The 21,496-nt window shown below is 67.3% G+C and carries 27 protein-coding genes; 25 read left to right on the top strand and 2 right to left on the bottom strand.

What is annotated here, in order from left to right:
- Positions 1-111: 111 nt before the first annotated feature.
- The 13 genes from ACWEV3_RS41250 (at position 112) to ACWEV3_RS41190 (ending at position 10,238) form a co-directional block, all read left to right on the top strand.
- Positions 112-591: a hypothetical protein gene (locus ACWEV3_RS41250; RefSeq protein WP_452619119.1), complete on the top strand. Its 480-nt coding sequence runs from the start codon at positions 112-114 to the stop codon at positions 589-591.
- Between the two features lie 94 nt (positions 592-685).
- Positions 686-1,198, top strand: a complete 513-nt coding sequence (locus ACWEV3_RS41245) for a YbaB/EbfC family nucleoid-associated protein (RefSeq protein WP_452619118.1) — start codon at positions 686-688, stop codon at positions 1,196-1,198.
- A gap of 12 nt (positions 1,199-1,210) precedes the next feature.
- On the top strand, positions 1,211-1,534 hold the full coding sequence (locus tag ACWEV3_RS41240) for a hypothetical protein (RefSeq protein ID WP_452619117.1): 324 nt from the start codon (positions 1,211-1,213) through the stop codon (positions 1,532-1,534).
- The gene (locus tag ACWEV3_RS41235) at positions 1,531-2,817 is read left to right on the top strand and encodes a WXG100 family type VII secretion target (protein WP_452619116.1); all 1,287 of its coding nucleotides are present in this window, start codon (positions 1,531-1,533) and stop codon (positions 2,815-2,817) included. The genes ACWEV3_RS41240 and ACWEV3_RS41235 overlap by 4 nt, the downstream gene beginning before the upstream one ends.
- A complete protein-coding gene (locus tag ACWEV3_RS41230; protein ID WP_452619115.1) occupies positions 2,814-3,527 on the top strand; it encodes a hypothetical protein in 714 nt (237 codons plus the stop codon). The genes ACWEV3_RS41235 and ACWEV3_RS41230 overlap by 4 nt, the downstream gene beginning before the upstream one ends.
- Positions 3,528-3,535: 8 nt before the next feature.
- Positions 3,536-4,222, top strand: coding sequence for a hypothetical protein (locus tag ACWEV3_RS41225; protein WP_452619114.1), 687 nt, complete (start codon positions 3,536-3,538; stop codon positions 4,220-4,222).
- Positions 4,223-4,940: 718 nt separating this feature from the next.
- Positions 4,941-5,264, top strand: coding sequence for a hypothetical protein (locus tag ACWEV3_RS41220; RefSeq protein WP_452619113.1), 324 nt, complete (start codon positions 4,941-4,943; stop codon positions 5,262-5,264).
- Complete coding sequence (locus ACWEV3_RS41215) at positions 5,261-6,427, top strand: WXG100 family type VII secretion target (RefSeq protein WP_452619112.1); 1,167 nt, start codon at positions 5,261-5,263, stop codon at positions 6,425-6,427. The genes ACWEV3_RS41220 and ACWEV3_RS41215 overlap by 4 nt, the downstream gene beginning before the upstream one ends.
- Positions 6,424-7,152 carry a hypothetical protein gene (locus tag ACWEV3_RS41210; protein ID WP_452619111.1) on the top strand — a complete coding sequence of 243 codons (729 nt, stop codon included), beginning with the start codon at positions 6,424-6,426 and terminating at the stop codon, positions 7,150-7,152. The genes ACWEV3_RS41215 and ACWEV3_RS41210 overlap by 4 nt, the downstream gene beginning before the upstream one ends.
- A gap of 12 nt (positions 7,153-7,164) precedes the next feature.
- Positions 7,165-7,866 (top strand): hypothetical protein, encoded by a 702-nt coding sequence (locus tag ACWEV3_RS41205; RefSeq protein ID WP_452619110.1) that lies wholly within the window; start codon positions 7,165-7,167, stop codon positions 7,864-7,866.
- A 165-nt stretch (positions 7,867-8,031) separates the two neighbouring features.
- The gene (locus tag ACWEV3_RS41200) at positions 8,032-9,135 is read left to right on the top strand and encodes a serine/threonine-protein kinase (protein ID WP_452619109.1); all 1,104 of its coding nucleotides are present in this window, start codon (positions 8,032-8,034) and stop codon (positions 9,133-9,135) included.
- Complete coding sequence (locus ACWEV3_RS41195; protein WP_452619108.1) at positions 9,132-9,590, top strand: hypothetical protein; 459 nt, start codon at positions 9,132-9,134, stop codon at positions 9,588-9,590. Before ACWEV3_RS41200 ends, ACWEV3_RS41195 begins: the two co-directional genes overlap by 4 nt.
- A 117-nt stretch (positions 9,591-9,707) precedes the next feature.
- Positions 9,708-10,238 (top strand): DUF3558 domain-containing protein, encoded by a 531-nt coding sequence (locus tag ACWEV3_RS41190; RefSeq protein ID WP_452619107.1) that lies wholly within the window; start codon positions 9,708-9,710, stop codon positions 10,236-10,238.
- 102 nt (positions 10,239-10,340) lie between these two features.
- On the opposite strand, the gene ACWEV3_RS41185 is transcribed toward ACWEV3_RS41190, so the two are convergent.
- Positions 10,341-11,267 carry a hypothetical protein gene (locus ACWEV3_RS41185; RefSeq protein ID WP_452619106.1) on the bottom strand — a complete coding sequence of 309 codons (927 nt, stop codon included), beginning with the start codon at positions 11,265-11,267 and terminating at the stop codon, positions 10,341-10,343.
- A gap of 35 nt (positions 11,268-11,302) precedes the next feature.
- Complete coding sequence (locus ACWEV3_RS41180) at positions 11,303-11,518, bottom strand: hypothetical protein (RefSeq protein ID WP_452619105.1); 216 nt, start codon at positions 11,516-11,518, stop codon at positions 11,303-11,305.
- Between the two features lie 164 nt (positions 11,519-11,682).
- On the opposite strand from ACWEV3_RS41180, the gene ACWEV3_RS41175 reads away from it, so the two are divergent.
- The 12 genes from ACWEV3_RS41175 to metK all read left to right on the top strand — a co-directional run bounded on the left by ACWEV3_RS41175 (position 11,683) and on the right by metK (position 21,356).
- On the top strand, positions 11,683-12,531 hold the full coding sequence (locus ACWEV3_RS41175) for a helix-turn-helix domain-containing protein (protein WP_452619104.1): 849 nt from the start codon (positions 11,683-11,685) through the stop codon (positions 12,529-12,531).
- Positions 12,532-12,550: 19 nt separating this feature from the next.
- Positions 12,551-12,754: a DUF397 domain-containing protein gene (locus tag ACWEV3_RS41170; protein ID WP_452619103.1), complete on the top strand. Its 204-nt coding sequence runs from the start codon at positions 12,551-12,553 to the stop codon at positions 12,752-12,754.
- A 177-nt stretch (positions 12,755-12,931) separates the two neighbouring features.
- The gene (locus tag ACWEV3_RS41165) at positions 12,932-13,423 is read left to right on the top strand and encodes a hypothetical protein (RefSeq protein ID WP_452619102.1); all 492 of its coding nucleotides are present in this window, start codon (positions 12,932-12,934) and stop codon (positions 13,421-13,423) included.
- Entirely contained in the window at positions 13,410-13,985 is a 576-nt protein-coding gene (locus ACWEV3_RS41160; protein ID WP_452619134.1) for a DUF3558 domain-containing protein, read from the top strand. The genes ACWEV3_RS41165 and ACWEV3_RS41160 overlap by 14 nt, the downstream gene beginning before the upstream one ends.
- An 11-nt stretch (positions 13,986-13,996) precedes the next feature.
- Positions 13,997-15,205: a hypothetical protein gene (locus ACWEV3_RS41155; protein WP_452619101.1), complete on the top strand. Its 1,209-nt coding sequence runs from the start codon at positions 13,997-13,999 to the stop codon at positions 15,203-15,205.
- A gap of 88 nt (positions 15,206-15,293) precedes the next feature.
- Positions 15,294-16,070, top strand: coding sequence for an ESX secretion-associated protein EspG (locus tag ACWEV3_RS41150; RefSeq protein ID WP_452619100.1), 777 nt, complete (start codon positions 15,294-15,296; stop codon positions 16,068-16,070).
- Between the two features lie 73 nt (positions 16,071-16,143).
- Entirely contained in the window at positions 16,144-17,202 is a 1,059-nt protein-coding gene (locus tag ACWEV3_RS41145) for an ABC transporter permease (protein WP_452619099.1), read from the top strand.
- Between the two features lie 297 nt (positions 17,203-17,499).
- Positions 17,500-17,817: an integration host factor, actinobacterial type gene (gene mihF, locus ACWEV3_RS41140; protein WP_029535742.1), complete on the top strand. Its 318-nt coding sequence runs from the start codon at positions 17,500-17,502 to the stop codon at positions 17,815-17,817.
- The gene (gmk, locus tag ACWEV3_RS41135; protein ID WP_452619098.1) at positions 17,814-18,416 is read left to right on the top strand and encodes a guanylate kinase; all 603 of its coding nucleotides are present in this window, start codon (positions 17,814-17,816) and stop codon (positions 18,414-18,416) included. The genes mihF and gmk overlap by 4 nt, the downstream gene beginning before the upstream one ends.
- 106 nt (positions 18,417-18,522) lie before the next feature.
- Positions 18,523-18,816, top strand: a complete 294-nt coding sequence (gene rpoZ, locus ACWEV3_RS41130) for a DNA-directed RNA polymerase subunit omega (RefSeq protein WP_010310991.1) — start codon at positions 18,523-18,525, stop codon at positions 18,814-18,816.
- The gene (coaBC, locus tag ACWEV3_RS41125) at positions 18,813-20,078 is read left to right on the top strand and encodes a bifunctional phosphopantothenoylcysteine decarboxylase/phosphopantothenate--cysteine ligase CoaBC (RefSeq protein WP_452619097.1); all 1,266 of its coding nucleotides are present in this window, start codon (positions 18,813-18,815) and stop codon (positions 20,076-20,078) included. The genes rpoZ and coaBC overlap by 4 nt, the downstream gene beginning before the upstream one ends.
- Positions 20,079-20,174: 96 nt before the next feature.
- Complete coding sequence (gene metK, locus ACWEV3_RS41120; RefSeq protein ID WP_358578711.1) at positions 20,175-21,356, top strand: methionine adenosyltransferase; 1,182 nt, start codon at positions 20,175-20,177, stop codon at positions 21,354-21,356.
- The last annotated feature ends 140 nt before the right edge of the window (positions 21,357-21,496 follow it).

The raw sequence follows: 21,496 nt of genomic DNA, 5'->3' as shown, positions 1-21,496 counted from the left end.
GAGGGGAATCCGGCGGTTCGAGCCTCGGCCGCCCGGGAAACCGGTGTCTGGTACGAAGTTCGCGTGCATCCCGCAACGAATGGCGCTGTTGCGCAGAAGAAACCGCCTCGCGTGCTGCGGTGGATCGTCGTCCTGGTGCTGGTCTGGCTGGTCACCGGCGGCTACTTCCTGGTCTCGACCAGCGCCGCGATCTGGTCCGGGACCGTCGGCCAGGGCGAGGCCACGGCCGATCCGGTCGCACGCGTGGAGCTCGATCGGGGGCAGCCGTTCGGGCTCGCCGCCCACCGGGACGAGTACGTGAAGTGCCAGGTGGTCCCGGAGGCCGGCGAGGCGCGCGAGTTCGTCCCCGACCGCCCGGCGAACAGCCTCCGCAGCGCGCGGCTGCCGGGGCCGGAACAGGCGTGGTTCTCCGGCGCCGCCGAGGTCCGCTGCACGGGGCCGACGTCGGTGGTCCTGCCGGAGCGCTACGACAAGACCGGGCAGTACGTCCTGATGGGGCTGATGGCCGCGTCCAGCCTGATGATCGTGGTGGTCCTCGTGCAAATAGCACGTCGTGTCCGTTTCGGCAACAGGCTGCACGCCCGCGGCTGATTTGCTCGCGGGAACGGATTTTCGAACGACACGAGGGGCTGTGGCCGGTCGGATAGTCTCGGCCCCAACGGATCGGAAGTTAAGGGGACAGACGGTGAGCAGCGCGTCTGAGCGCATCCAGGAAATGATGCGCAAGTTCGAGGAGCAGGCGCAGAAGGCGTCGGAGCTGCAGTCCAAGATGCAGGACATGCAGGCCACGGCGAGCAGCCAGGACCGGTCGGTGACGGTGACCGTGGCGCCGTCGGGAGCGGTGCTGGACCTGCGCCTGGCGCCGAACGCGGTGCGCCAGTCCGCCAACGAACTGCAGCAGCAGATCATGGCCACCATCCGCCAGGCGACGGCGATCGCGGCGGAGCAGATGAACGACGTGGTGGCGCCGATCCTCGGCGACCAGTTCGACAAGTTCCAGGAGGCGTTCAACGTCGAAGGCGTGGCGATCAAGCCGACCGCCGTGGACGAGACGCCCGAGCAGGAAAGCCCCACGCCGCCGCCCGCCCCGACCCGGCCGCCGTCGGCGGGTCCGGCAACGCCGCAGCAGCCGCAGCGGCCGCAGCGGAGCGCGGACTACGACGATGACGACTTCTCCTCGGGCTCCTTCCTGCGCTGACGAGGGATTGTCTTGACTGACTTGAAGATGACGCCGGGAACGCTGACCGGCCACGGCCAGGGCTGCGAAAGCCTGGGCGACAAGTTCGGTCAATTGGCCGAACTGCTCCATCAGGCCGAGGTCGACGACCAGTGCTTCGGCCCCATCGGTGACGCGGTCGGCCTGAGCAGCATCTACTTCGACAGCCTGCACGAATGCCAGGACCTCGCGTCGAAAGCGCAGCAGTTCCTCGTGAAGACGAAGCAGTCGCTGGATGACACGGTCAAGGACTACGCCGAGACGGAGCAGCAGATCTCCGAGATGCTGAAGAAGGCTGGGGAGGGACTGGGCGGATGAGCGCGCCGCAGGGCCCGGGGGACCTGCAGTCGCTGAACAACGGCGACGGGAACTCGAAGAACTGGTTTGAGCAGGCCGCTGGCAGAGGTTCATCGTGGGTGGCCGCCGGTCAGGACCTCGCCGACGCGTCGTCGCCGCCGGAGTGGGGTGCGGCGTCGGTCTCAGCCCGGGCCGAAGTGCTGACCTCGTTGGCCAGTCCTGGTCAATCGCTGATGAGCAACGGGCTGGGCTTCCTCGTGTCGATCGTGCTCAGCCCGCTCATCGAACTGGTGGAATGGGCGATCGGCGACCCGGAGCAAATGCGTTCCACCGGTGAGGGCTGGGAGAACGTCGCGAAGTGGCTGGACCAGGTCGCCGAGCAGGAGCCGCAGCGGGCGCAGGCGACGGCGGAGACCTGGGTCGGCAAGGACGGCGACGCGTTCCGGCAGCAGATGACGGAGTTCGGCGACGGCACCAAGGCACTGGCTGCGGACATCCGCGATCTCAAGGGCACCTTGGACATGATCGCGGACATCTTCGACATGGTCGTCGAGTTCTTCATCCAGACGGTCACCGAGCTGATCATCGGCCTGATCGTCCAGTGGCTGGCGGCCCTGGCTGCGTCGTGGATCACGGCCGGTGCTTCGGTCGGCGCGGCTAGCGCCGGGACAGCGGTCCAGGTCGGTGCCACCGGAGTTCGCATCTCGACGCGGGTCATGCAGGTGCAGCGCAAGCTCTACCAGATATTCCAGAAGATCGAGCGCCTGCTGCAGAAGCTGCGAGAGGCGGGCAAGCTCCGCAAGGTCATCGACAAGATGAACGACATGCGCGACGGCAACATGATCGAGAAGGCGATCGCGCGGAAGATCGACGCGAACCCAGTGGCCAAGTTCCTCACCAAGGCGGACGGGACCGACTTCACCTCCAAGGGAGGAAAGTTCCTCCAAGACGTCGAGAAGCAGCACGCCGACTCCCTCACGGACTTCGACAACCGCATCGCCGATGCGGTCCGGAACAACGACAGCGAGGCCGTTGACGCGCTGAAGGCCCAGAAAGCCCAGTTCCAGACGGACATCAAGGGCGTGCAGGGTCTGGCGAGCACCGCGACCTCACATGTGCTGGGCGGCGTCCTGGGTGGAAAGGCGACATTCGGCCAAGCTGCAATGGCCGCTGGTACGGACGTGGTGTCTGGGGCGGCGATCGAGCAGGGGGCGAACGCGGTGTACGACACCGGCAAGGGCTGGTTCCAGGGTGATCTGTCGGATGAGCAGCGTGATCAGGCACAGGAGCGTGGTTTCTCGTGATCGAGGTGATCGCGGCGAGGTCCGCGTGGTGTAGACCTGATGAGCGAATCCTGTGGTGCACCCCGTTGAAGAAACCTCAGGGGCGTCAGCCCTACGTGGTTTACCAGGTGCGGGGCTTGGACGAGAGCGGCGCGAAGCGTGCGGCAGGAGCGGTTCGTGCGCTGGGGGCTGTGGGCGGCTTCCTTGCGGAGGCAGCGTCGGAAGCGATCTCCCCGGGAGATGCTGGCAGCACGAGCTTCGCTGGTCCGTATGCCGTGATCACAGGAGGTGGCCGGGACTGCTTGGCCGCTACCAGCCTGGCATCGTGGCAGGTGACGAACGCGAACCGGGCGGACCGAAACCTGTTGTGGTTCCTCACCTCGCACCGGCTCGGCCTACTGGAGTTCGAGTCTGGCAAACCAGAGACGTCGGCCTCGGTGGGAAACGTGTTGAGCGGATTGAAGAACACCGTCGGCCGATATGTGGGCGGCGCGGACGAGGTACCGGCCGAGCCCGCTGCCGAACCTGAGCTGCCGAGCTTCACGGTGCAGGCGGAGGTTCCGCGGAGCGAAATCGCTTCCATGGACGTCATTACGCGCAAGCTCAAGGACTCGAAGAACTTGCCGTTCTTGCGCATTGCGCTGGTCGATGGGTCGACGATCGAGGTTTCCGACGAGCACAACGAGAAGCGCGTCCAGCGAATGCTCGCGATGAGCCACGGCCAGGAGTGAGTAGCCGCATGAAAGCAGACAAGTTTCGCAAGCTGCTGGAAGCGCAGTGGGTCGGCGAGGGCGACACGGTTCGTTCGGTGCTCGGTGGCGAGGAGGTGCAGGGTCATCTTGGTGCCACCATTGGTGGTCGCCACCTGGTTCCATATCGTCCGTCATCCCAGGTTCGCGACCTCGATGTCGACCTCAGCGAGCTCCGACCGCCCACAGCCGCAGTGCGGCAGGGCTCTTTCTACGGGGACGAGTGGGTGCACGATCCGGCGATTCGCGGTTGGCTGATCGCCTCGGCCCCGAATCAACTCGCTGTGGCCTGCGCTGATCACTTGGCGGCTGCCGGGCCGGCCGGTTGGTTCGTGGTCACTGACCAGCGGATCGCAGTTGTCGTAGAGGCATCTGTCGTGCGCGAGCCCGAGCGGAAAGGTGGGCAAGATGCCGATTCTGACGAGGGAAAGAAGGAAACCAGCGGTTTCGGTCGATTCCTGGGACGGGCCCGCTCTGCGGTTTCGGCGGTGAGCGACTTGGCCGACAACTCCAGATCCGGTGATCCGGCGGTCACGTTGTGGGAATGCCGTCGTGGCCAGTTCGTCGACGTCCATCTCGTCACCAAGGGTCGAAGCTCCTACGGGTACTTCTTCTCGTGCAACAAGTTCGCGGACGGATCCGTTCTGGAGATCAGAACTCGCACCCGCTTCCCGTGAGACTGCCGTTCGAGGCCTTCAATGCGAGTATGTCAACGGTCACGGATACGATCGAGCAGGGCGCCGCGTACGTCTGCGGTAAGGGCGAGCAGGTGACCGGGGGTAAGGTTTCCGAAAAAAGTGCCGGCGAGGAATCGGCGGACGAAGTCAAGGGTTCCGGGCGATTGCTCGGTAAAGCTCCCTCGGCTATCAATGTCGTCTCCGAGTTTCCGAGTCCCCGCCAGGTGGCGAAGGACTGGCACTCTCTGGGAATGTCCGCGCGAACGTTATTCCAAGGCGGCTAAAGACATCAAAGTCCGGTGGTCCACCGGATCCGGTATTTCCATGAATCGGTTCGGTGACGGATCAATAATCGACGTGGCAGCAAAGATTTGCCCTTTTTGGGCGGTTTGACGGATGTGGTGCCTTGGCGTGCATCCGGGTGCTCTCCTTGCGTTCCTGGGTGGCTCCTGAGTAGACACTCTGCACTTAGAATGCGAGGTGACGTCTCGCGCGGCAGAGGTCGGATTTTGCCCGGTTTGCGTCGCTGCCGTTCGTCCCTCAGTGGACAAATCGAACATTGGGAGATAAGCGCCCATATCTTCATGTGGTGCGAATTTGCTTACCATTGATTGGGAACCGTCTGCGGGTGTCGTAGCGTCCAAGTGATCACCGCAGCGGAATTGGCGTCGATGACGGCTCCTCTGCGGGCTCGTTTCTTCGCTGAGGGGGTGCTGTCTTGACTGATTTGAAGATGACGCCGGGCACGTTGACCGGTCATGGCCAGGGGTGCGAGAGCCTGGCCGACAAGTTCGGCCAGCTCGCCGACCTGCTCCACCAGGCCAAGGTCGACGACCAGTGCTTCGGTCCCATCGGCGACGCCGTGGGCCTGAGCAGCAAGTACTTCGAAAGCCTGGACTCCTGCAAGGACCTGGCGTCCAAGGCGCAGGAGTTCCTGCAGCACATGAAGGAATCGCTGGACGAGACGGTCAAGGACTACGCGGAGACCGAGCAGCAGATCTCGGAGATGCTGAAGAAGGCCGGAGAGGGGCTGGGCGGATGAGCGCGCCGCAGGGACCGGGCGACCTCCAGAGCCTCAACAAGGGCGACGGGAACTCGAAGAACTGGTTCGAGCAGGCCGCGGGCCGCGGCTCGTCCTGGGTGTCAGCCGGCCAGGACCTCGCCGACGCGTCTTCGCCGCCGGAGTGGGGCGTGGCCACCGTGTCCGCGCGGGCGGAGGTGCTGCAGAGCCTGGCGAGCCCCGGCCAAGCGCTGATGGACAACGGCCTGGGCTTCCTCGTCTCGATCGTGCTCAGCCCGTTGATCGAGCTGGCCGAGTTCGCCATCGGTGACCCCGAGCAGATGCGCGCCACCGGCGAGGGCTGGGAGAACGTCGCGAAGTGGCTCGACCAGGTCGCCGAGCAGGAGCCGCAGCGGGCGCAGGGCACGGCGGAGACCTGGGTCGGCAAGGACGGCGACGCCTTCCGCAAGCAGATGACGGAATTCGGCGAAGGCACGAAGGCCCTGGCCGCGGACGTCCGCGACCTCAAGGGCACGCTGGACATGATCGCGGACATCTTCGACATGTTCGTCGAGTTCTTCATCTCCGTCGTCACCGAGCTGATCATCGGCCTGATCGTGCAGTGGCTGGCGGCGTTGGCGGCTTCCTGGATCACCGCCGGTGCCTCGGTCGGCGCGGCCAGCGCCGGAACGGCTGCGCAGGTCGCCGGCCAGGGCGCTCGGGTCGGTGGCCGGATCGCTCAGATCCAGGGCAAGCTCTACAAGCTCTTCCAGAAGCTGGAAGAGCTGCTGCAGAAGGTGCGAGAGGTCGGCAAGCTCCGCAAGGTCATCGACAAGATGAACGAGCTGCGCAACGGTGGGAAGGTTTCCCAGTTCGTGGCGCGGAAGCTCGACTCGAACCCCTTGTTCAACACCCTCACGAGGGCCGACGGGAGCACGTTCGCCACCACCACCGGCAACCGGTTCATGCAAGGTGTGACCGGCTCCGAGGCGCTGGCGGGCAACCTTTCCCAGCGGTTCCTGACCAGTACGCTGGGCGGGTCGACGCGGTTGACCGGAGCGATCTTCAAGGAAGGTGCCGCGACGGCAACGGACGCGGCGATCGAGCAGGGCGCCGAGTACGCCTACGGCAAGGGTGAGGACCAGGTCACCGGGCAGATGAACGAACAAGAGCGGAAATCGGCGCAGGAGAAGGGCTTCTCGTGATCGAAGTTCTGGCGGCTCGCCAGCAGTGGTGCCGGCCGGGGGAGCCCATCCTGTGGTGCCTCCGGTCGCAGCACAGCTACCTCTTCGACGTCGAGGGGCTCGACGAGAAGGGGAAGCCGAAGAAGGGGTGGGGCGCGCGCGCCGCCCTCGGCATCGGCGACGCCGCCGGAGGCGTCCTGGGTGGGGTCTTCGATGCGGTCACCGGTGGGGACACCGACTCCGATTTGAAGACCTGGCCCGCGGGCGTCGTGTTCGGTCCGGCCCCGGACTGCATGGCGGTCGCGGAGCTGTCCCGCATTCCCGCCGAGGCCGTGCACGGCTTCTGGGTGTTGACCTCGCACCGGTTGTCCTGGCTGACCTTCCAGGAAGTCGTTGAGGAGGCCGCGGAAGCCGAGGAGTCGAAAGGCGTCCTCGGCGGTGCGCTCAAGTTCGGGAAGGGCGCGATGAAGTTCGCCCGCGACGTCCGGGACATCGTCGCGTCGAAGCCCGAGTACGAGCCCGGGGTCGCCGTCCCGGTGCCGGCGGCCAGCGCGCACTTGGAGATCCAGCGGCCTGCGATCGCCGACGTCAGCGCGTACCAGCGCAAACTCGGCCGCGGTTACACCTCGAACAAGGCCTGGTACCTGCGCGTGCAGTTCACGGACGGCTCGGGGATCGAGATCAGCCCGTCGCGCGACGAGAAGCCCGCGCAGCGGCTGGCGGCGATGTCCCACGGAAGAATCTGACGAGGGCCAGCGATGAGGGATCGGTCCAAAGTTCTACGCCTGCTCACCGACGGCTGGTGCGCCCCCGGCGAGCAGCTCATCTTCCTCGTGGGAGGCGAGCACAAGCCGGGTTGGTTCGGCGCCACGCTCGGCAACACCCGGCAGGTTCCGTACCTTCCGCAGCAGGACGACGGCTTGCAGCCGCCGTGGCCGCTGGTGAACGCCCGTCTGTCGGCCGGGGAGTTCATGGCGGACGAGTGGGTGCACGACCCGGCCGTGTGGGGCTGGTTCCACACCGACAACCCGGGGCGAGCGGCCGCGCAGTGCGGGGACGCGCTGAGCCGCGGGAAGCACTTCTCCTGGTTGGCGTGCAGCAACCGCCGGCTCGCGGTGATCGTGGAGGCGGATGCCCGCGCCGATGCGCTGAAGGCCGCTGAACAGCAGAAAGCATCGGAGGGCGAGGAGTCTTCCGGGCTGCTGGGTGGCTTGTTCGGCAAGGGCAGGGCGAAGGTCGAGGATGATCAGCCGCGAGCACCGCAGCACCCGGCCGGCCCGATCGAAACCTGGTGGGAGATCCCGATCCCGCACGTCGGCCGGTTCACCTCGGCCGAGCGCGGTCGGGGCGGCGAGCCCGTGGAGTTCTTCGGAATCCAGTTCGCGGACAACTCGGTCCTCGAATTCCGCCTGATCAACGCCCCGGATCTGGTCGAGACCGTGTACCTGAACCTTCGTTGAGGCGTGCCGTGCGCATCGTCGGCTACCTGACTTCGCCGGGCTTGGCCTTCACCGCGGTGGTCTTCCTGTTCGCCTGACCCCGATCGGCCTGGGCACTGCGGCCCGAGCAGGCGCGGAACGTCGGTCCGTTAGGGTTTTCCTGGTGACCGGCTGTTCGGAGGGTTGATGGGCGACGCACCTCTGCTGGGCGGGCGCTACCGGCTGGGCGCCCGCTTGGGTACCGGCGGGATGGCCGACGTGCACCGGGCCATGGACACCCGGCTGCAGCGCGTCGTCGCCGCCAAGGTCTTCCGCTCCGGTGCCGATGCCACCGGGCGGGAGCGGTTCGCCGAGGAGGCGCGGATCCTCGCCGGGTTGAGCCATCCCGGCCTGGTCACCGTGCACGACTTCAGTGCAAGCGAGGACGAGCTCTACCTGATCATGGAGCTCGTCGAGGGCCGGACGCTGGCCGACACGATCGCCGCTGGCCCGCTGCCGCCGGAACACGTCGCCGACCTCGGCGGCCAGCTGGCCGACGTGCTGGCGCACGTGCACGACAACGGGATCGTGCACCGCGACGTGAAGCCGTCGAACGTGCTGATCGCAGGCGACGGCAAGGCCTTCCTGGCCGACTTCGGCATTTCCCGGCTGGCCGACGCGGTCGCGCGGATGACCAGTTCCGGGATCATCGTCGGCACCGCCACCTACATGGCGCCGGAGCAGGTCAGCGGCGGCGAGGTCAGCTACCCGGCCGACGTCTACGCGCTCGGCCTGGTGCTGCTGGAATGCATCACCGGCCGGGTCGAATATCCCGGTGCGGGCGCGGAAAGCGCCGTGGCGAGGCTGGTGCGCGCGCCCGAGGTACCGGTCGGGATTCCCGCGCACCTGCACCGGGCGCTGATCGCGATGACCGCCGCCGCTCCGGAGCGGCGGCCGACCGCCGCGCAGAGCGCGGACCTGCTCAGCGGCCGGTCGACCGAGGTGATCCCGCGGATTCCGGCCGCCCCGCAACGGCCGCCCGAGCCGCCGACCCAGCACCTCCCGGTCGCCGAGCCGCCGAACCGGCCGGTCACCCAGCACCTCCCGGTCGCCGAGCTGCAGAAGCGGCGGAGCCGCCGACCGCTGTTGCTGGCCGGTGGCGGACTGCTGGTGCTGCTGGTGGCGCTGATCGGGTTCCTCTCGCTGCCGGAAGCGTCCGTCGCGCCGACGCTGCCGCCGGAATCGGGGCCGGCCGGGGTCGCTCGCCTGCCCGATGATCTCGCCAACCTGGAAAGGCTGGTCCGGGAATGAAACGCGCCCTCCTCGCCGCGCTCGCGCTGCTGCTCGCTGGCTGCGGTAGCGCGCCGGAACCGGTCGATCCGCAGGTTCGCCGGCAGCTCATCACGCAGGTGGAAGCGGTGAAGACCGCGGCACTGGCCAACGACCGCGCCGCCGCCGAGGCGGCCCTCGGCGAGCTGAACCGCGAAATCGCCACCGCGCAGGCGCAGGGCAAGCTCAACCCGGACAACGCCCGCGTCATCCTCGCCGCGGCGGACCGCGTCGCCGCGGACGTGCGCACCATCCCGCCGCCCGCGCCGCCGCTCCCGGTGATCGTGACGGTAACCCCGCAGCCGCCGCCTCCCGACGCCGGGCAGGAGGACGCCGACCAGCCGGGCCAGCACTGGGAAGAGCGCCAGAAGCGCTGGGAAGAACGGCAGAAGAACTGGGAAAAGCGGCTGGAGAACAACGGTAAGAACGACGGCTGACGAGGAAATTCCCGGTCTGCGTCTATCGGTAACTCTGATGTCGCAACAATGGTTGTGCCAATTTCGGCTCGTGTGGCAGGGTTCCGCTCGCACCACAACTCGGACGGGAGGCGGGCCTTGCGCAAGGAACTCGCGGCCGGCGCGGTCGCGGCCGGACTTCTGCTGACGGGCTGCAGCACAGGCGCGGCTCCCACCGACCAGCCGCCGAACGGTTCCACCCGCACCGCGACGGCGAAGTCGCTCGAAGTCGGCGACCCGTGCTCGCTGCTCACGTCGGACCAGGCGAGAACCCTTGGCCTGGACCAAGAACCGAAGCCGGGCGAGAACGCGGGCAAGCCGGGCTGCCAGTACGAGTCGGGCACCCCGGGCGGCCCGGGCTGGGGCGTCTTCGTGGCGGCGGATCGGGAGCGCACGTTCCAGCAGTTCACCGAGGCCCAGCCGCGCGCCCAGAAGCTCGACGTCGGCGGCTACCCGGCGGCGAAGGTCAACGACGCCACGGGCTGCACGTTCGTGGTCGACGTGGCGGACGCGGGATCCTTGCTGGTGAGCGCCCTGGTGCGATCAGGAGCGCCGATCGAGGTCGGCACCAGCTGCGACGCGGCGAAGCGAACGACCGAAGCAGCCCTGCAGGCCCTCCCCGCCGCGTAGCGGCTCGCGATGGGTGGATGGAGCGAACGGCCTGTTCACTTCATCTAACGAGGCGAACAGGCCGTTCGCTCCAAAAACGAGGCTGTGGCATCGATCGTTTGATCAGCGGATGTCGGGGGCCCAGGAGAGGGCCCACGGCGTGGTGTCCGCCAGGGGGTCGGCGGGGAAGACCGCTGGACGGATGTATTCGACCCTGGTCACGGCTGCAGGGCGGGGCTCGCCGTTTTCGGACGGGCGCAGGGCCTGGCGGAACATGTAGGTGGGCAACAGGGTTTTCGGGTCGATATAGTAGGTCATGTCCGCGCCGGCGGCCGTGTTGCCAGCGGTGTGGTACGGATAGGTCTGGATGTCCAGCCCGGTCTTCTTGAAGGCCCAGATGAGGTGCTGCATGTCCCAGCGGTAACCATCCGCATCGGGCAGCACTCGTGCGCGTACCGGGAGCCGGATGTGCGTAGCGCCGTTGACCTTGACCAGGCCCGGTCGTTCGGCGACCAGGAATCGCCACGAGTCTTTGTTCAGCGCGTTGACCATCGTGGTGGCCTGATCGGCGGTCAGGCCGGCCGGGATGATCCCGTCGCCGAGGAACGGCTTGCTCGGCACCCGGCACAGGTGGTCGGGCTTCGGCGTTCCCCAGGTTCCGCGTGAAAGGCTGTAGTCGACTTGCATGTCATCGACGCATTTGCCCCACAGGCGGCTTTTGCCAAGCCAATGTTCGATGGAAGCACCGATGTGGCGCCGTGCTCGATAGTCGTGGATTTCATCGTTCACCCTGACCATGCTTCGCTCGGCGGCCGGTTCGGGACTTTCGAAGTGCTCCCGCCTGGTGTGCAGAACCGGTTCTTGGGCTTGGCGGTAGAACATTTCCCAGAACAGCGCGTTCGGATCGACCCCGTCGACGTTGTCGGACGTGACAGGGCCGTTGAAGGATGGCCTGCCCACCGGGGCCAGTGCCCGATTCGGTTTGTCCGGCAACGTGCAAGCCGTTGCGGTTGCTGCGAGTAGGCAGATGATGGCCATGGTTCGTCGCATGTGCTTGTGGTCCTCGATGAATGGGGATGGCAGGTTCATTCCTGGCCGCAGAGGGCTTCGACGACGTCTCGGGCGTCGGCGGTGAAGGCCTGGTCGAGGAAGTAGAGCTTGTCGGCGAGATCCGTCAGCTGACGCCTTGCGACCACGACTTCGATGCCTTCCTGGGCGATTGAGACCTCGTCGCGGACCAGCATCGTGACGGTGACCTCGGCTCGTCGCCCATCGGTCGGAATGTTCCAGCTGGCGCACATGTTTCTGCCCTCCCGGAGCGGAATTTTCCCTTGCGGCAAGAACTTTCCGGGGTCTCCATTCGGGCACGCAAACATTCTTTCGAGTGACTTGGGTTACGTGCCCCGCTGGCAACCGGTGATGGTGGTCGGGGGAGGTCAGATCGATTCCGAAAGCGGGAGGCCAGATGAACGGACGAGTCGGGGTCCCGGTCCGGGTCCGGAGGGTGTCCAGCGAGCTCCGCGAACTGAGGCTGCGAAGCGGCCTCGGAGCAGAAGAAGTCGCTGGGGCACTTGGGTTTTCGATGTCAAAGCTGAGCAGGATCGAGAACGGCCAGCGGGGGCTCTACGCCGACGATGTGTCGGCGCTGTTGGGCCTGTACCGGGTACCTGCGGAGCGCCGCGAAGAGCTGTTGAGGATCGTGCGCACGACCTCAAACCCGAATTGGTGGCAAGTGCAGGACGGTCGCTTGCCGGCTCTGGAAGACTTGATCCGCTTCGAGAACGAAGCCGTGGCGTTCCACAACTACGAGACGATGCTCGTACCGGGGCTGTTGCAGACATCGGAGTACGCGGCAGCCCTGTGCGACGGATCAGGCCGTAACTTCACGGCCGCGGAGGTGCACCAGTTCGTCAGTGCGAGAATGGCCAGGCAGACGGTCCTGCATTCCGCAGCTGCCGCGAACTTCGTGTTCTTGATCGAACAAACGGCGCTGGAGCGACCTGTCGGAGGGCCGGGGATCATGTACCGGCAGCTCAAGCATCTGCACAGTTCGTCCAGTCGTGACAACGTGACCCTACGAGTCGTGCCGACTTCAGCGGGTGCGCACCCGGGGTTCGATGGGCCGTTCGTGCTCTTGGAGTTCAAGAGCCACGAAGATCTCGTTCACGTCGAGTGCCGTGGTTCCACGTCGTTTCTCGAAGAAGTGGAGCACGTTGCGGCAGCAAGGGACGCCCTTGGGCGGTTGTGCGAGGTGGCGCTATCTCCCGAAGATTCGGCGGAGCTCATTTCGCAAAGCGCCGATGGGCTGACGTGAAGACTTGCCAGGAGGCGCCATGACAGTTCTTGATCTTTCCAACCTGGCGTGGCGGAAGAGCAGCCGCAGCGCGACGTACACCAACTGCGTGGAGGTGGCGTTCGTCGACTCAGCTGTCGCAGCGCGGGACTCGAAGGACCCCGACGGTGGCGTACTGCTCTTCGGTGCTGCGACCTGGGCCTCTTTCGTCGATGGCGTCCGCGCGGGGCGGCTCGATGCATAGACGACCTTGATCCGAAACCCCTTAGCGGCATCCGGGTGAGAATTCACCCGGATGCCGCTGTCTGTCTTCATCAACTCTCGGCCTTATGGCTGCTCACTTGCGCTAACGTTTGCCACGCTGGCAAGTGGATGACCGTCGCCCTCGTCGCGACGGCACGCGGACGAGGGGAGTTCAGCGGTGACTGCCGAGGGGGAAGGCAACCAGGTCCAGTTCGACGCAACGGACCAGGCTTACATGCAACACCAGATGGACAAAGGCGGCTGGGTCGCTCCGATCGGAGCCTTCGCGTCCACCCTCGCGCGCGCGGCGGACAAGGCAGCCTTTGCCCAGTCTCAGTCTGCGGGCGGGGCGATGCGCATCGACCCCGACAAGGTCGATGAGGTGGCCAGGTTCTTCGAAGACGAAGCCCAGGCGATGCAGGACCGTGTCTTGGACATTCAGCAACTCGCGTCGGTGGAGCCGCCGGCGTTGGACCCGGTCAGTTCTCAAGCAGCGCCTGTTTACAGTCAGGTCGCTGCCGGCAGTGGCAGTGGGTATATGGAGAATTACCTTGGTCTTGCCGAGGTGTTCGCGCAAACTGCGGCGAATTTGCGGGCGAGTGCGCAACAAACGCGTACCGACGATCAGAACGCCGTGGACAGCTTCCGTGGAGGGAATGTTGAGGCGTAAGGCACTGGTGGCGGGCGCAGCCCTTCTCGGCTTGTTCTTGGCCGGATGTGGAAGCCCTGCGGAGAACCCGCCGTCGGAAACCCAGGGGGCCACGGAGCAACCGACGAGTGCGCGCGAACCCTCAACTCCTCCGCGAACGGGACCTGCAAAGGCAGTCGAGATCACCGACAAGTGCTCGATCGTCACAGAGTCTCAGTGGAACTCGCTCGGCGCTGACCAAGAGCCACGTGAACGCACCTCCAACGAGCTTCCGGGTTGCCAGTACCAGAAGGGCAAGGCTGGTACGGCGGGGTGGGGAGTCTTCGTCGCTGTGAGTGGTAAGGGGAGCTTCGACGAAGAAGTCGGGAAGCGTCGCGATCCGAACAAGACCGCTGACCTGGGGGGCTATCCTGTGGTGGCATATCAGGAAAGCACCGGGTGCGTTCTGTATGCCAATATTTCCGACAAGGGTTTCCTGATCTCCAACATTGCCAAGACGGGAACTGTCGATCCTGGTATCGATATGTGCCAGCAGGCGGAAAAATTCGCTGAGGCTGCAATCCAGAATCTTCCCAATGCGTGAGGGGGCACGGGGTGACTGACACAAGACAGATCGAACCCTCGGACTTCGAGGGCGCGTCGCTTGAACAGATGCGCGGCTGGGTAAGCGGCGGCTCGCCCCAAGGCCTGTACACCAATTCCGAGGGCTGGAAGAAAGAAGACGAGTACCTCCGAGAACTGAGAACTCGTGTCGAGGAGAAGCTGAAGAGCGTAGGCGCGGTCATGCAGTCCGAGTCCGGCGAGGCCATGCAGAACCAGGCCATGCCGGTCGTGCTGTGGACCGAGGTCACTGCCGACAACGCCTTGGCGCAGTCGCAGTTGATGAATGACCAGGGTGAGGCGTTCAAGAAGGTGCAGTCCTCGATTCCCGGTAAGGGCGAGGAGCAGGAAGTCCCGGACGACAGCTGGCTCGAAGAGGGCTGGGACAAGGTATGGACCGGCTCGACCGACGCCGAGGACGCCAAGGCGCACAACGAGAAGCTGCGTCAGGAAGCCGTGCAGGCGTTCCATAACTACGACAACGCTTCACAGGGCACGGTTGCCGCGAGCTCGGTGTTCAGCCCGCCGCCGAGCGGCGGTATGAGGACCACGGTCACCGGGTCGGAGCACCCGAACGTTGGGAGCGTTCCGCAGGTTTCGCCGCACAGCACCACCAGCCAGTCGGCGACTCCGGTGGTGGCGGACAAGATGGGGCCGCCCGGGCCTAGTACCGGGACGACCGGCACCACGAATACCAGCAGCTCCGGCTACGTCAGCAACACGAATCCCGTGTGGCAGCGGCCTGACACGTCTCGGACTCCCGGTCCGCAGCCGCGCGTTCCGGTCGGCGACAGCGGGCGGGGCTACCCCGGCGTGCCCGGGGTTCCGGGTGGGCCCGGCGGTTCCGGTCCCAGCGGTGGCCGGCCAGGGCTCGGCGGTGGTGCTGGCGGCCGCGGTGGCGGCGCCGGTGGTGCTGGGAGCCGGGGTGGTCTCGGTGCCGGTGGTCGTGGGGCCGGCGGTCCTGGTGTGGGTGCCGGTGGCCGGGCCGGGATCGGTGGTCCCGGTAGCGCCGCTCCCGGGTCCGGTCCCGGTGGTGCCGGTGGTCGTGGCGGTGCCGCGGGGGCCGGTGCGGCCGGTGGTCGCCCGCAGGGGAAGCAGGGCGAGGAGGACCAGGAGCACGAGACTCCCGACTACCTCAAGGGCGATCACGGCTTCTTCGACGACGAATTGCCGAAGGTCGCGCCGCCCGTCTTCGGTGAGTGAGATCGGAAGTAAGCAGTAGTTCACAACAGAAAACGCCGTGGGCGGCACCGGTTCGGTGCCGCCCACGTACTGGCCTGGGGAGAATCCGGTGAAATTCGAGCTGTCGAAGCAGGCGTTCTACGAGGCTTGGAAGCACTTCGAACTGGGGGCCAAGCCGTTGGTGCTGAATGTGCTCCCGGAAGGCATCTTGCAGTCCGAGCGCCGCGAGGCCGAACGGCGGGCGTGGGAGGAGCTGCGCGCGCTCGGGTTCGGCAACGAGATGCGGGAAGACGACATCTACGGCGTGTTCCTGCCGCTGCAGCGCTACGAGCGGGCCTTCGACGTCACCTTCAACGAGCGCAAGCCCGACGGTTCGAAGCGGGAGCTTTCCGGGCTGGTCGCCAACGTCCGGAACAACGCGACGCTGGCGGTGCAGACCGAGCAGAGCGTCCGGTTGCAGGCCCTGCCCGCCGACGCGATGGTCCGGGCCGCGCTCAGCGTGCTGCCCGACGACGTCAAGGCCGGGCCTGGGCGCGGTGTGTCGCTGCGCAGTGATGCGATGGAGCAGGCCGCCAAGGCCGCCGGTAAGTCCGACCGCGCGATGGCGGAAGGCCTTGCGCGACAGGGGATCCGGCGCGACGATGCGCGGACGCTGGTGGAGATGGCCGGGGGCGAGCGCATCGCGTGGGCCCAGCTCGGTGCGTCGGTCATGGACGGTCAGGGCAAGCGGCACCGCGCGCCGATGGTCACCAACTTCTTCGCCACCGCCAAGGGCTGGTACCTCATCGAGAACAGCCGCCGCAGCGCCGAAGCCTGGACCACGGTCGCCCCGGTCGACAAGCAGCGCATGGCCACCCGGATCCAGGACCTCATGAAGACCATCTGACCCGGTCACCTCCGCGAATCCCGCCGAACGCGGGAATCCGGTCGGTGTGCGATTGGTCACCTACAGTCGTCGCATGGCGTCGACTGAGGTCCAGCGCGGGCGCTGGCGGGCCTTCCGGGAGTCGCCGTTCTTCCCGGCGGCCGTGCTGGTGCTCATCGTCGCCGCGGCCGCCGCGCTGTTCGCCGGCTCCTACACCTTCGCGATGGCCAATCCGACGCCGCACAGCGTCCCGCTGGCCGTCGTCGGCACCCGGCACGATCCTGCGCTCGTCGCCGAGATGGAGCAGGCCGCGGGCGCCGCGTTCGAGCTCCACCGGTCCAACTACGACGAGGCGCTGCAGGCGGTGGAGGAGCAGCGCGTGTTCGGCGTGCTCGATCTGCGCGGCGACGTGTTCCGGCTCGATGTGGCCAGTGCTTCGGGTGCGTCCGTCGCGCAGCTCCTGGAGCAGGTGGGGCAGAAGGCCGGCGCGAGTCTCGGCATGGCGGTCGTCGTCACCGACCTCAAGCCGTTGCAGCGCGGCGACCCGCGCGGGCTTGCGCTGTTCTACGTGACGCTGGCCGCGATCGTCATCGGCTTCGTCGGCGCCATCCAGCTCAGCGTGCACGCCAAGGCGCTCGATCCCGCCGAGCGGATCGCGTTCACCGCCGCTTACTCGCTGTTCGGCGGGTTCGCCATCATCGCCGTGGTCGACTGGCTGCTCGGCGCCGTCCGGTTCCCGGTCGTCGAGGCCTGGCTGATCCTGGCGCTGACGATGTTCAGCTCCGGGATGGTGTTCACGATGTTCAACGCGCTGATGGGGCGGTGGGCGATGGTGCCGACCTGGGGGCTGATGGTGCTGCTCGGCAACCCCTCGTCCGGCGGCGCGGTGTCCTGGCCGCTGCTGCCGTCCCCGCTGGGCCTGATCGGCGTCTGGCTGCCGCCCGGGGCGTCGGTCAACGCGATGCACACCGCCGTCTACTTCGGCGGCTACCAGCACGCCTTCCCGTTCCTGGTGCTGACGGGCTGGGCGGTGCTGTCGTGCGCCGTGTTCTGGATCTGGCGCCGCCGCCATCCCGGCGGGCGGGCGGCCGGAACCTTTGCGGAACTTCCGCGTAGCGGAAGCGGCGGGAGTTCTTGGTCACCTCGCGGATGAGGGGTACTTCACCCCGGTGTGACCTGCGAGGACGCCATCGGAGTGGCTCAACTGTGCGGAAATCGGACACATTCGAAGAGTTTTGGCCGAGATTAGTGCACTTCAGCGGCTTTGTTGGTAGTACTTGCAACGGCCCCGTGCTCGTGCGCGCCTCGTACGAGCGGAACCAGGCGGGTCTGGGCGGCGAAGCGGATGAATCCTGCTCACAAAAACGGGGACCCAAGTGGAACCCGGTGGAGCGGACTCGGTACCGTCGCCCGCACCGATCAAGAGAAACCCCACATCACGGAGGACATGGTGGCCCTTCCCCAGCTGACCGAGGAGCAGCGGGCAGCAGCTCTGGAAAAGGCGGCTGCCGCCCGTCGCGCCCGAGCTGAGCTCAAGGAGCGCCTCAAGCGAGGTGGAACCACGCTGGCGGAGGTCCTGGAGACCGCCGACAACGACGAGGTCTTGGGCAAGATGAAGGTCTCCGCCCTGCTCGAAGCCCTTCCCGGCGTTGGCAAGGTCCGCGCTTCGCAGATCATGGAGCGGCTGGAGATCGCCAACAGCCGTCGACTGCGCGGGCTGGGTGAGCGGCAGCGCAAGGCGCTGCTCTCCGAGTTCAGCGGCGAGTGATCGACGCACAAACCGGCGCTGAGCCGAGGACCGTCCGCCAGGGCGAGCCTCGGCTCACCGTCGTTTCCGGGCCCTCCGGCGTAGGCAAGTCCAGCGTGCTCAGCGAGGTGCGCAGGCAGGCCCCGGAGATCTACTTCAGCGTGTCCGCGACCACCCGCGCGCCCCGCGCCGGGGAGGTCGACGGCGACCACTACCACTTCGTCTCGACCGCGGAGTTCGAGCGGATGATCGCCGCCGGCGAGATGCTCGAATACGCCCGCTACGCGGGAAACCTCTACGGCACCCCGCGCAAGCCGGTCGAGGAGGCCCTGGCGGCCGGCCGGGCGGCCGTGCTGGAGATCGAGCTCCAGGGCGCCCGCCAGGTGCGGGCGGCCATGCCGGAGGCGCAGCTGGTCATGCTGCTGCCGCCGTCCTGGGAGGTGCTGGTGGACCGGCTCACCGGTCGCGGCACCGAGCCGGCGGAGGTCGTGGAGCGGCGCTTGGCGACCGCGCGCGAGGAGCTGGCGGCCGAATCGGAGTTCGACGCATCGGTCGTCAACGCCGATGTGCAGGCCGCTACCAGCGAATTGCTACGATTGATTCTTGGCCGCGAGCAGTGACCTCGCGCGTTCCGCGCCGACCCGGCGTCGACCGGGTTCCCGGCCGGGCCGCCAGCCGTGTCATTGCCGCCCCAGCAGACATCCACGAGGAGCAGGAGCCACTCACGTGAGCACCCCCAGCGCGCTGGCTGCGCTCAACAGCAGCCCGTCGACCAACACCGTCGAGGGCATCACCTACCCGCCGATCGACGACCTGCTCGAGCAGGTCAGCTCCAAGTACGCCCTGGTGATCTACTCCGCGAAGCGGGCGCGGCAGATCAACGACTACTACGCGCAGCTCGGCGAGGGCCTGCTGGAGTACGTCGGGCCGCTGGTCGAGCCGGGTCCGCGGGAGAAGCCGCTGTCGATCGCGCTCCGCGAGATCCACGCGGGCGTGCTCGAGCACACCGAAGGCGAGTGACGACGGTTAGCAGCGGTGCGGCCACGCCGCAGGGCCGCCCGCGGGTGGTCCTCGGCGTCAGCGGTGGCATCGCCGCCTACAAGGCGTGTGAGGTCCTGCGACGGCTGACCGAGTCCGGCCACCGCGTCCGGGTCATCCCGACCGAGGCCGCGCTGCGCTTCGTCGGCGCCGCGACCTTCGAGGCGCTGTCCGGGCAGCCGGTGGAGACCGGCGTGTTCGCCGACGTCGAAGAGGTCCCGCACGTGCGGCTCGGCCAGGAGGCCGACCTCGTCGTCGTCGCGCCCGCCACCGCTGACCTGCTGGCTCGTGCGGCGCACGGGCAGGCGAACGACCTGCTCACCTCGACGCTGCTGACCGCGCGGTGCCCGGTGCTGATGGTCCCGGCGATGCACACCGAGATGTGGGAGCACCCGGCGACGCAGGACAACGTGGCGCTGCTGCGCAGCCGCGGCGTGGTGGTCGCCGAGCCCGACAGCGGCCGGCTGACCGGCGCGGACACCGGCAAGGGCCGGTTGCCCGACCCCGCCGAGATCGTCGACCTGGCCCGGCTGCTGCTGGCCGAGCCGCGTGCGCTGCCGCGCGACCTCGAAGGCCGCCGCGTGGTGATCTCCGCCGGTGGCACGCGCGAGCCGCTGGATCCTGTCCGCTACCTCGGCAACCGCTCGTCCGGTCGGCAGGGCTACGCGCTGGCGCGCGTCGCCGCGCACCGCGGCGCGGACGTCACGCTGGTCGCCGCGCACACCGCCGACCTGCCCGATCCGGCCGGGGTCCGGGTGATCCGGGTGGGTACCGCGGAGGAGCTGCGGTCGGTGATGCTGGCCGAGTCCGACGGCGCGGACGCCGTCGTGATGGCCGCCGCGGTCGCGGACTTCCGCCCGGTGTCGCACGTCGGGCACAAGATCAAGAAGACCGATCAGGACCCGGAGCCGCTGGCGCTGACCCGCAACCCGGACATCCTCGCGGAGCTCGTCGAGGCGCGGAACGCGGACAAGCTGGCGGCGTCGCTGATCGTCGGGTTCGCCGCCGAAACGGGCGATCCGACCACCAGCGCGCTGGAGCACGGCCGCGCCAAGCTCGCCCGCAAGGGCTGCGACCTGCTGGTTGTCAACACCGTCGGCGACGGGCAGGCCTTCGAGGTCGAGGACAACGCGGGCTGGCTGCTGGGCGGCGACGGCACCGAGCAGCCGATCCCGTTCGGCGCGAAGTCCAGGCTGGCGGCCACATTGTGGGACGCTGTGAACCGGCAGCTGTCCCGGCAGTAGGCTGACCTCGCACGTCAGGCCACTGCGGTGAGTCTTTTCCAAGGAATTTCAGGGAGAGTTGTGAGTCAGCAGTCGGACCTGCGCACCGGTCGCAGGTTGTTCACCAGTGAGTCCGTGACCGAAGGCCACCCGGACAAGATCTGCGACGCGATCAGCGACTCGATCCTGGACGCGTTGCTCACCCAGGACCCGCGGTCGCGCGTCGCGGTCGAAACGCTGGTGACCACCGGTCAGGTGCACGTCGCGGGCGAGGTGACCACCGACGCCTACGCGGACATCCCGACCATCGTGCGGGAGAAGATCCTGGAGATCGGCTACGACTCCTCCGCGAAGGGCTTCGACGGCAACTCCTGCGGCGTGAACGTCGCCATCGGCTCGCAGTCGCCGGACATCGCGCAGGGCGTCGACGTCGCGCACGAGTCCCGCGTCGAGGGCGTGATCGACGAGATCGCCAAGCAGGGCGCCGGCGACCAGGGCCTGATGTTCGGCTATGCCTGCGACGACACTCCGGAGTTCATGCCGCTGCCGATCGCGCTGGCGCACCGGCTGTCGCGGCGGCTGACCCGGGTCCGCAAGGACGGGGTGCTGCCGTACCTGCGGCCGGACGGCAAGACGCAGGTGACCATCGAGTACGCCGGTGACCAGCCGGTTCGCCTGGACACCGTGGTGCTGTCCACGCAGCACGCCGCCGACATCGACCTGGACTCGATGCTGGCCGTCGACATCAAGGAGAAGGTGGTCGGCCCGGAGATCGAGGCCCTCGGCATCGACACCTCCGACACGCGCCTGCTGGTGAACCCGACCGGCCGGTTCGTGGTGGGTGGCCCGATGGGCGACGCGGGCCTGACCGGCCGGAAGATCATCGTCGACACCTACGGCGGCATGGCCCGCCACGGCGGCGGTGCCTTCTCCGGCAAGGACCCGTCGAAGGTGGACCGCTCCGCGGCGTACGCGACGCGGTGGGTGGCCAAGAACGCGGTGGCGGCCGGGCTGGCCAGCCGGATCGAGGTGCAGGTCGCCTACGCGATCGGCAAGGCCGCGCCGGTGGGCCTGTTCGTCGAGACCTTCGGCACCGAGAACGTCGACCCGGCGCGCATCCAGTCGGCGATCAACGAGGTCTTCGACCTCCGCCCGGCGGCGATCATCCGCGACCTCGACCTGCTGCGGCCGATCTACGCCCAGACGGCGGCCTACGGTCACTTCGGGCGCACCGACATCGACCTGCCCTGGGAGCGCACGGACCGCGCCGAGGCCCTCAAGGCCCTCGCCAACGCCTGACCCCGCATCGGACCGCAGTTCGCGTCGGGCCGCAGTTTCAATTGAAACTGCGGCCCGACGGCGTGTCGGGGCCCGACACGCCGTCGGCTGTGGACAACTTCCGCAATTTCAATGGAAATCAGAGCTCTGATTTCCATTGA

The organism is Saccharopolyspora sp. NPDC003752, assembly GCF_053605825.1.
The sequence above is the reverse complement of the archived record's forward strand: the minus strand, read 5'-3'. Positions and strand labels throughout refer to the sequence as shown.

Excerpts from the sequence above, each read along its gene's own strand:
- ACWEV3_RS41160 (WP_452619134.1), top strand. The coding sequence starts at position 13,410 with ATGTTGAGGCGTAAGGCACTGGTGGCGGGCGCAGCCCTTCTCGGCTTG.
- ACWEV3_RS41175 (WP_452619104.1), top strand. The coding sequence starts at position 11,683 with ATGAACGGACGAGTCGGGGTCCCGGTCCGGGTCCGGAGGGTGTCCAGC.
- ACWEV3_RS41235 (WP_452619116.1), top strand. The coding sequence starts at position 1,531 with ATGAGCGCGCCGCAGGGCCCGGGGGACCTGCAGTCGCTGAACAACGGC.
- ACWEV3_RS41205 (WP_452619110.1), top strand. The coding sequence starts at position 7,165 with ATGAGGGATCGGTCCAAAGTTCTACGCCTGCTCACCGACGGCTGGTGC.
- ACWEV3_RS41145 (WP_452619099.1), top strand. The coding sequence starts at position 16,144 with ATGGCGTCGACTGAGGTCCAGCGCGGGCGCTGGCGGGCCTTCCGGGAG.
- ACWEV3_RS41215 (WP_452619112.1), top strand. The coding sequence starts at position 5,261 with ATGAGCGCGCCGCAGGGACCGGGCGACCTCCAGAGCCTCAACAAGGGC.
- ACWEV3_RS41170 (WP_452619103.1), top strand. The coding sequence starts at position 12,551 with ATGACAGTTCTTGATCTTTCCAACCTGGCGTGGCGGAAGAGCAGCCGC.
- ACWEV3_RS41180 (WP_452619105.1), bottom strand. The coding sequence starts at position 11,518 with ATGTGCGCCAGCTGGAACATTCCGACCGATGGGCGACGAGCCGAGGTC.
- ACWEV3_RS41200 (WP_452619109.1), top strand. The coding sequence starts at position 8,032 with ATGGGCGACGCACCTCTGCTGGGCGGGCGCTACCGGCTGGGCGCCCGC.
- ACWEV3_RS41195 (WP_452619108.1), top strand. The coding sequence starts at position 9,132 with ATGAAACGCGCCCTCCTCGCCGCGCTCGCGCTGCTGCTCGCTGGCTGC.
- ACWEV3_RS41225 (WP_452619114.1), top strand. The coding sequence starts at position 3,536 with ATGAAAGCAGACAAGTTTCGCAAGCTGCTGGAAGCGCAGTGGGTCGGC.
- ACWEV3_RS41185 (WP_452619106.1), bottom strand. The coding sequence starts at position 11,267 with ATGCGACGAACCATGGCCATCATCTGCCTACTCGCAGCAACCGCAACG.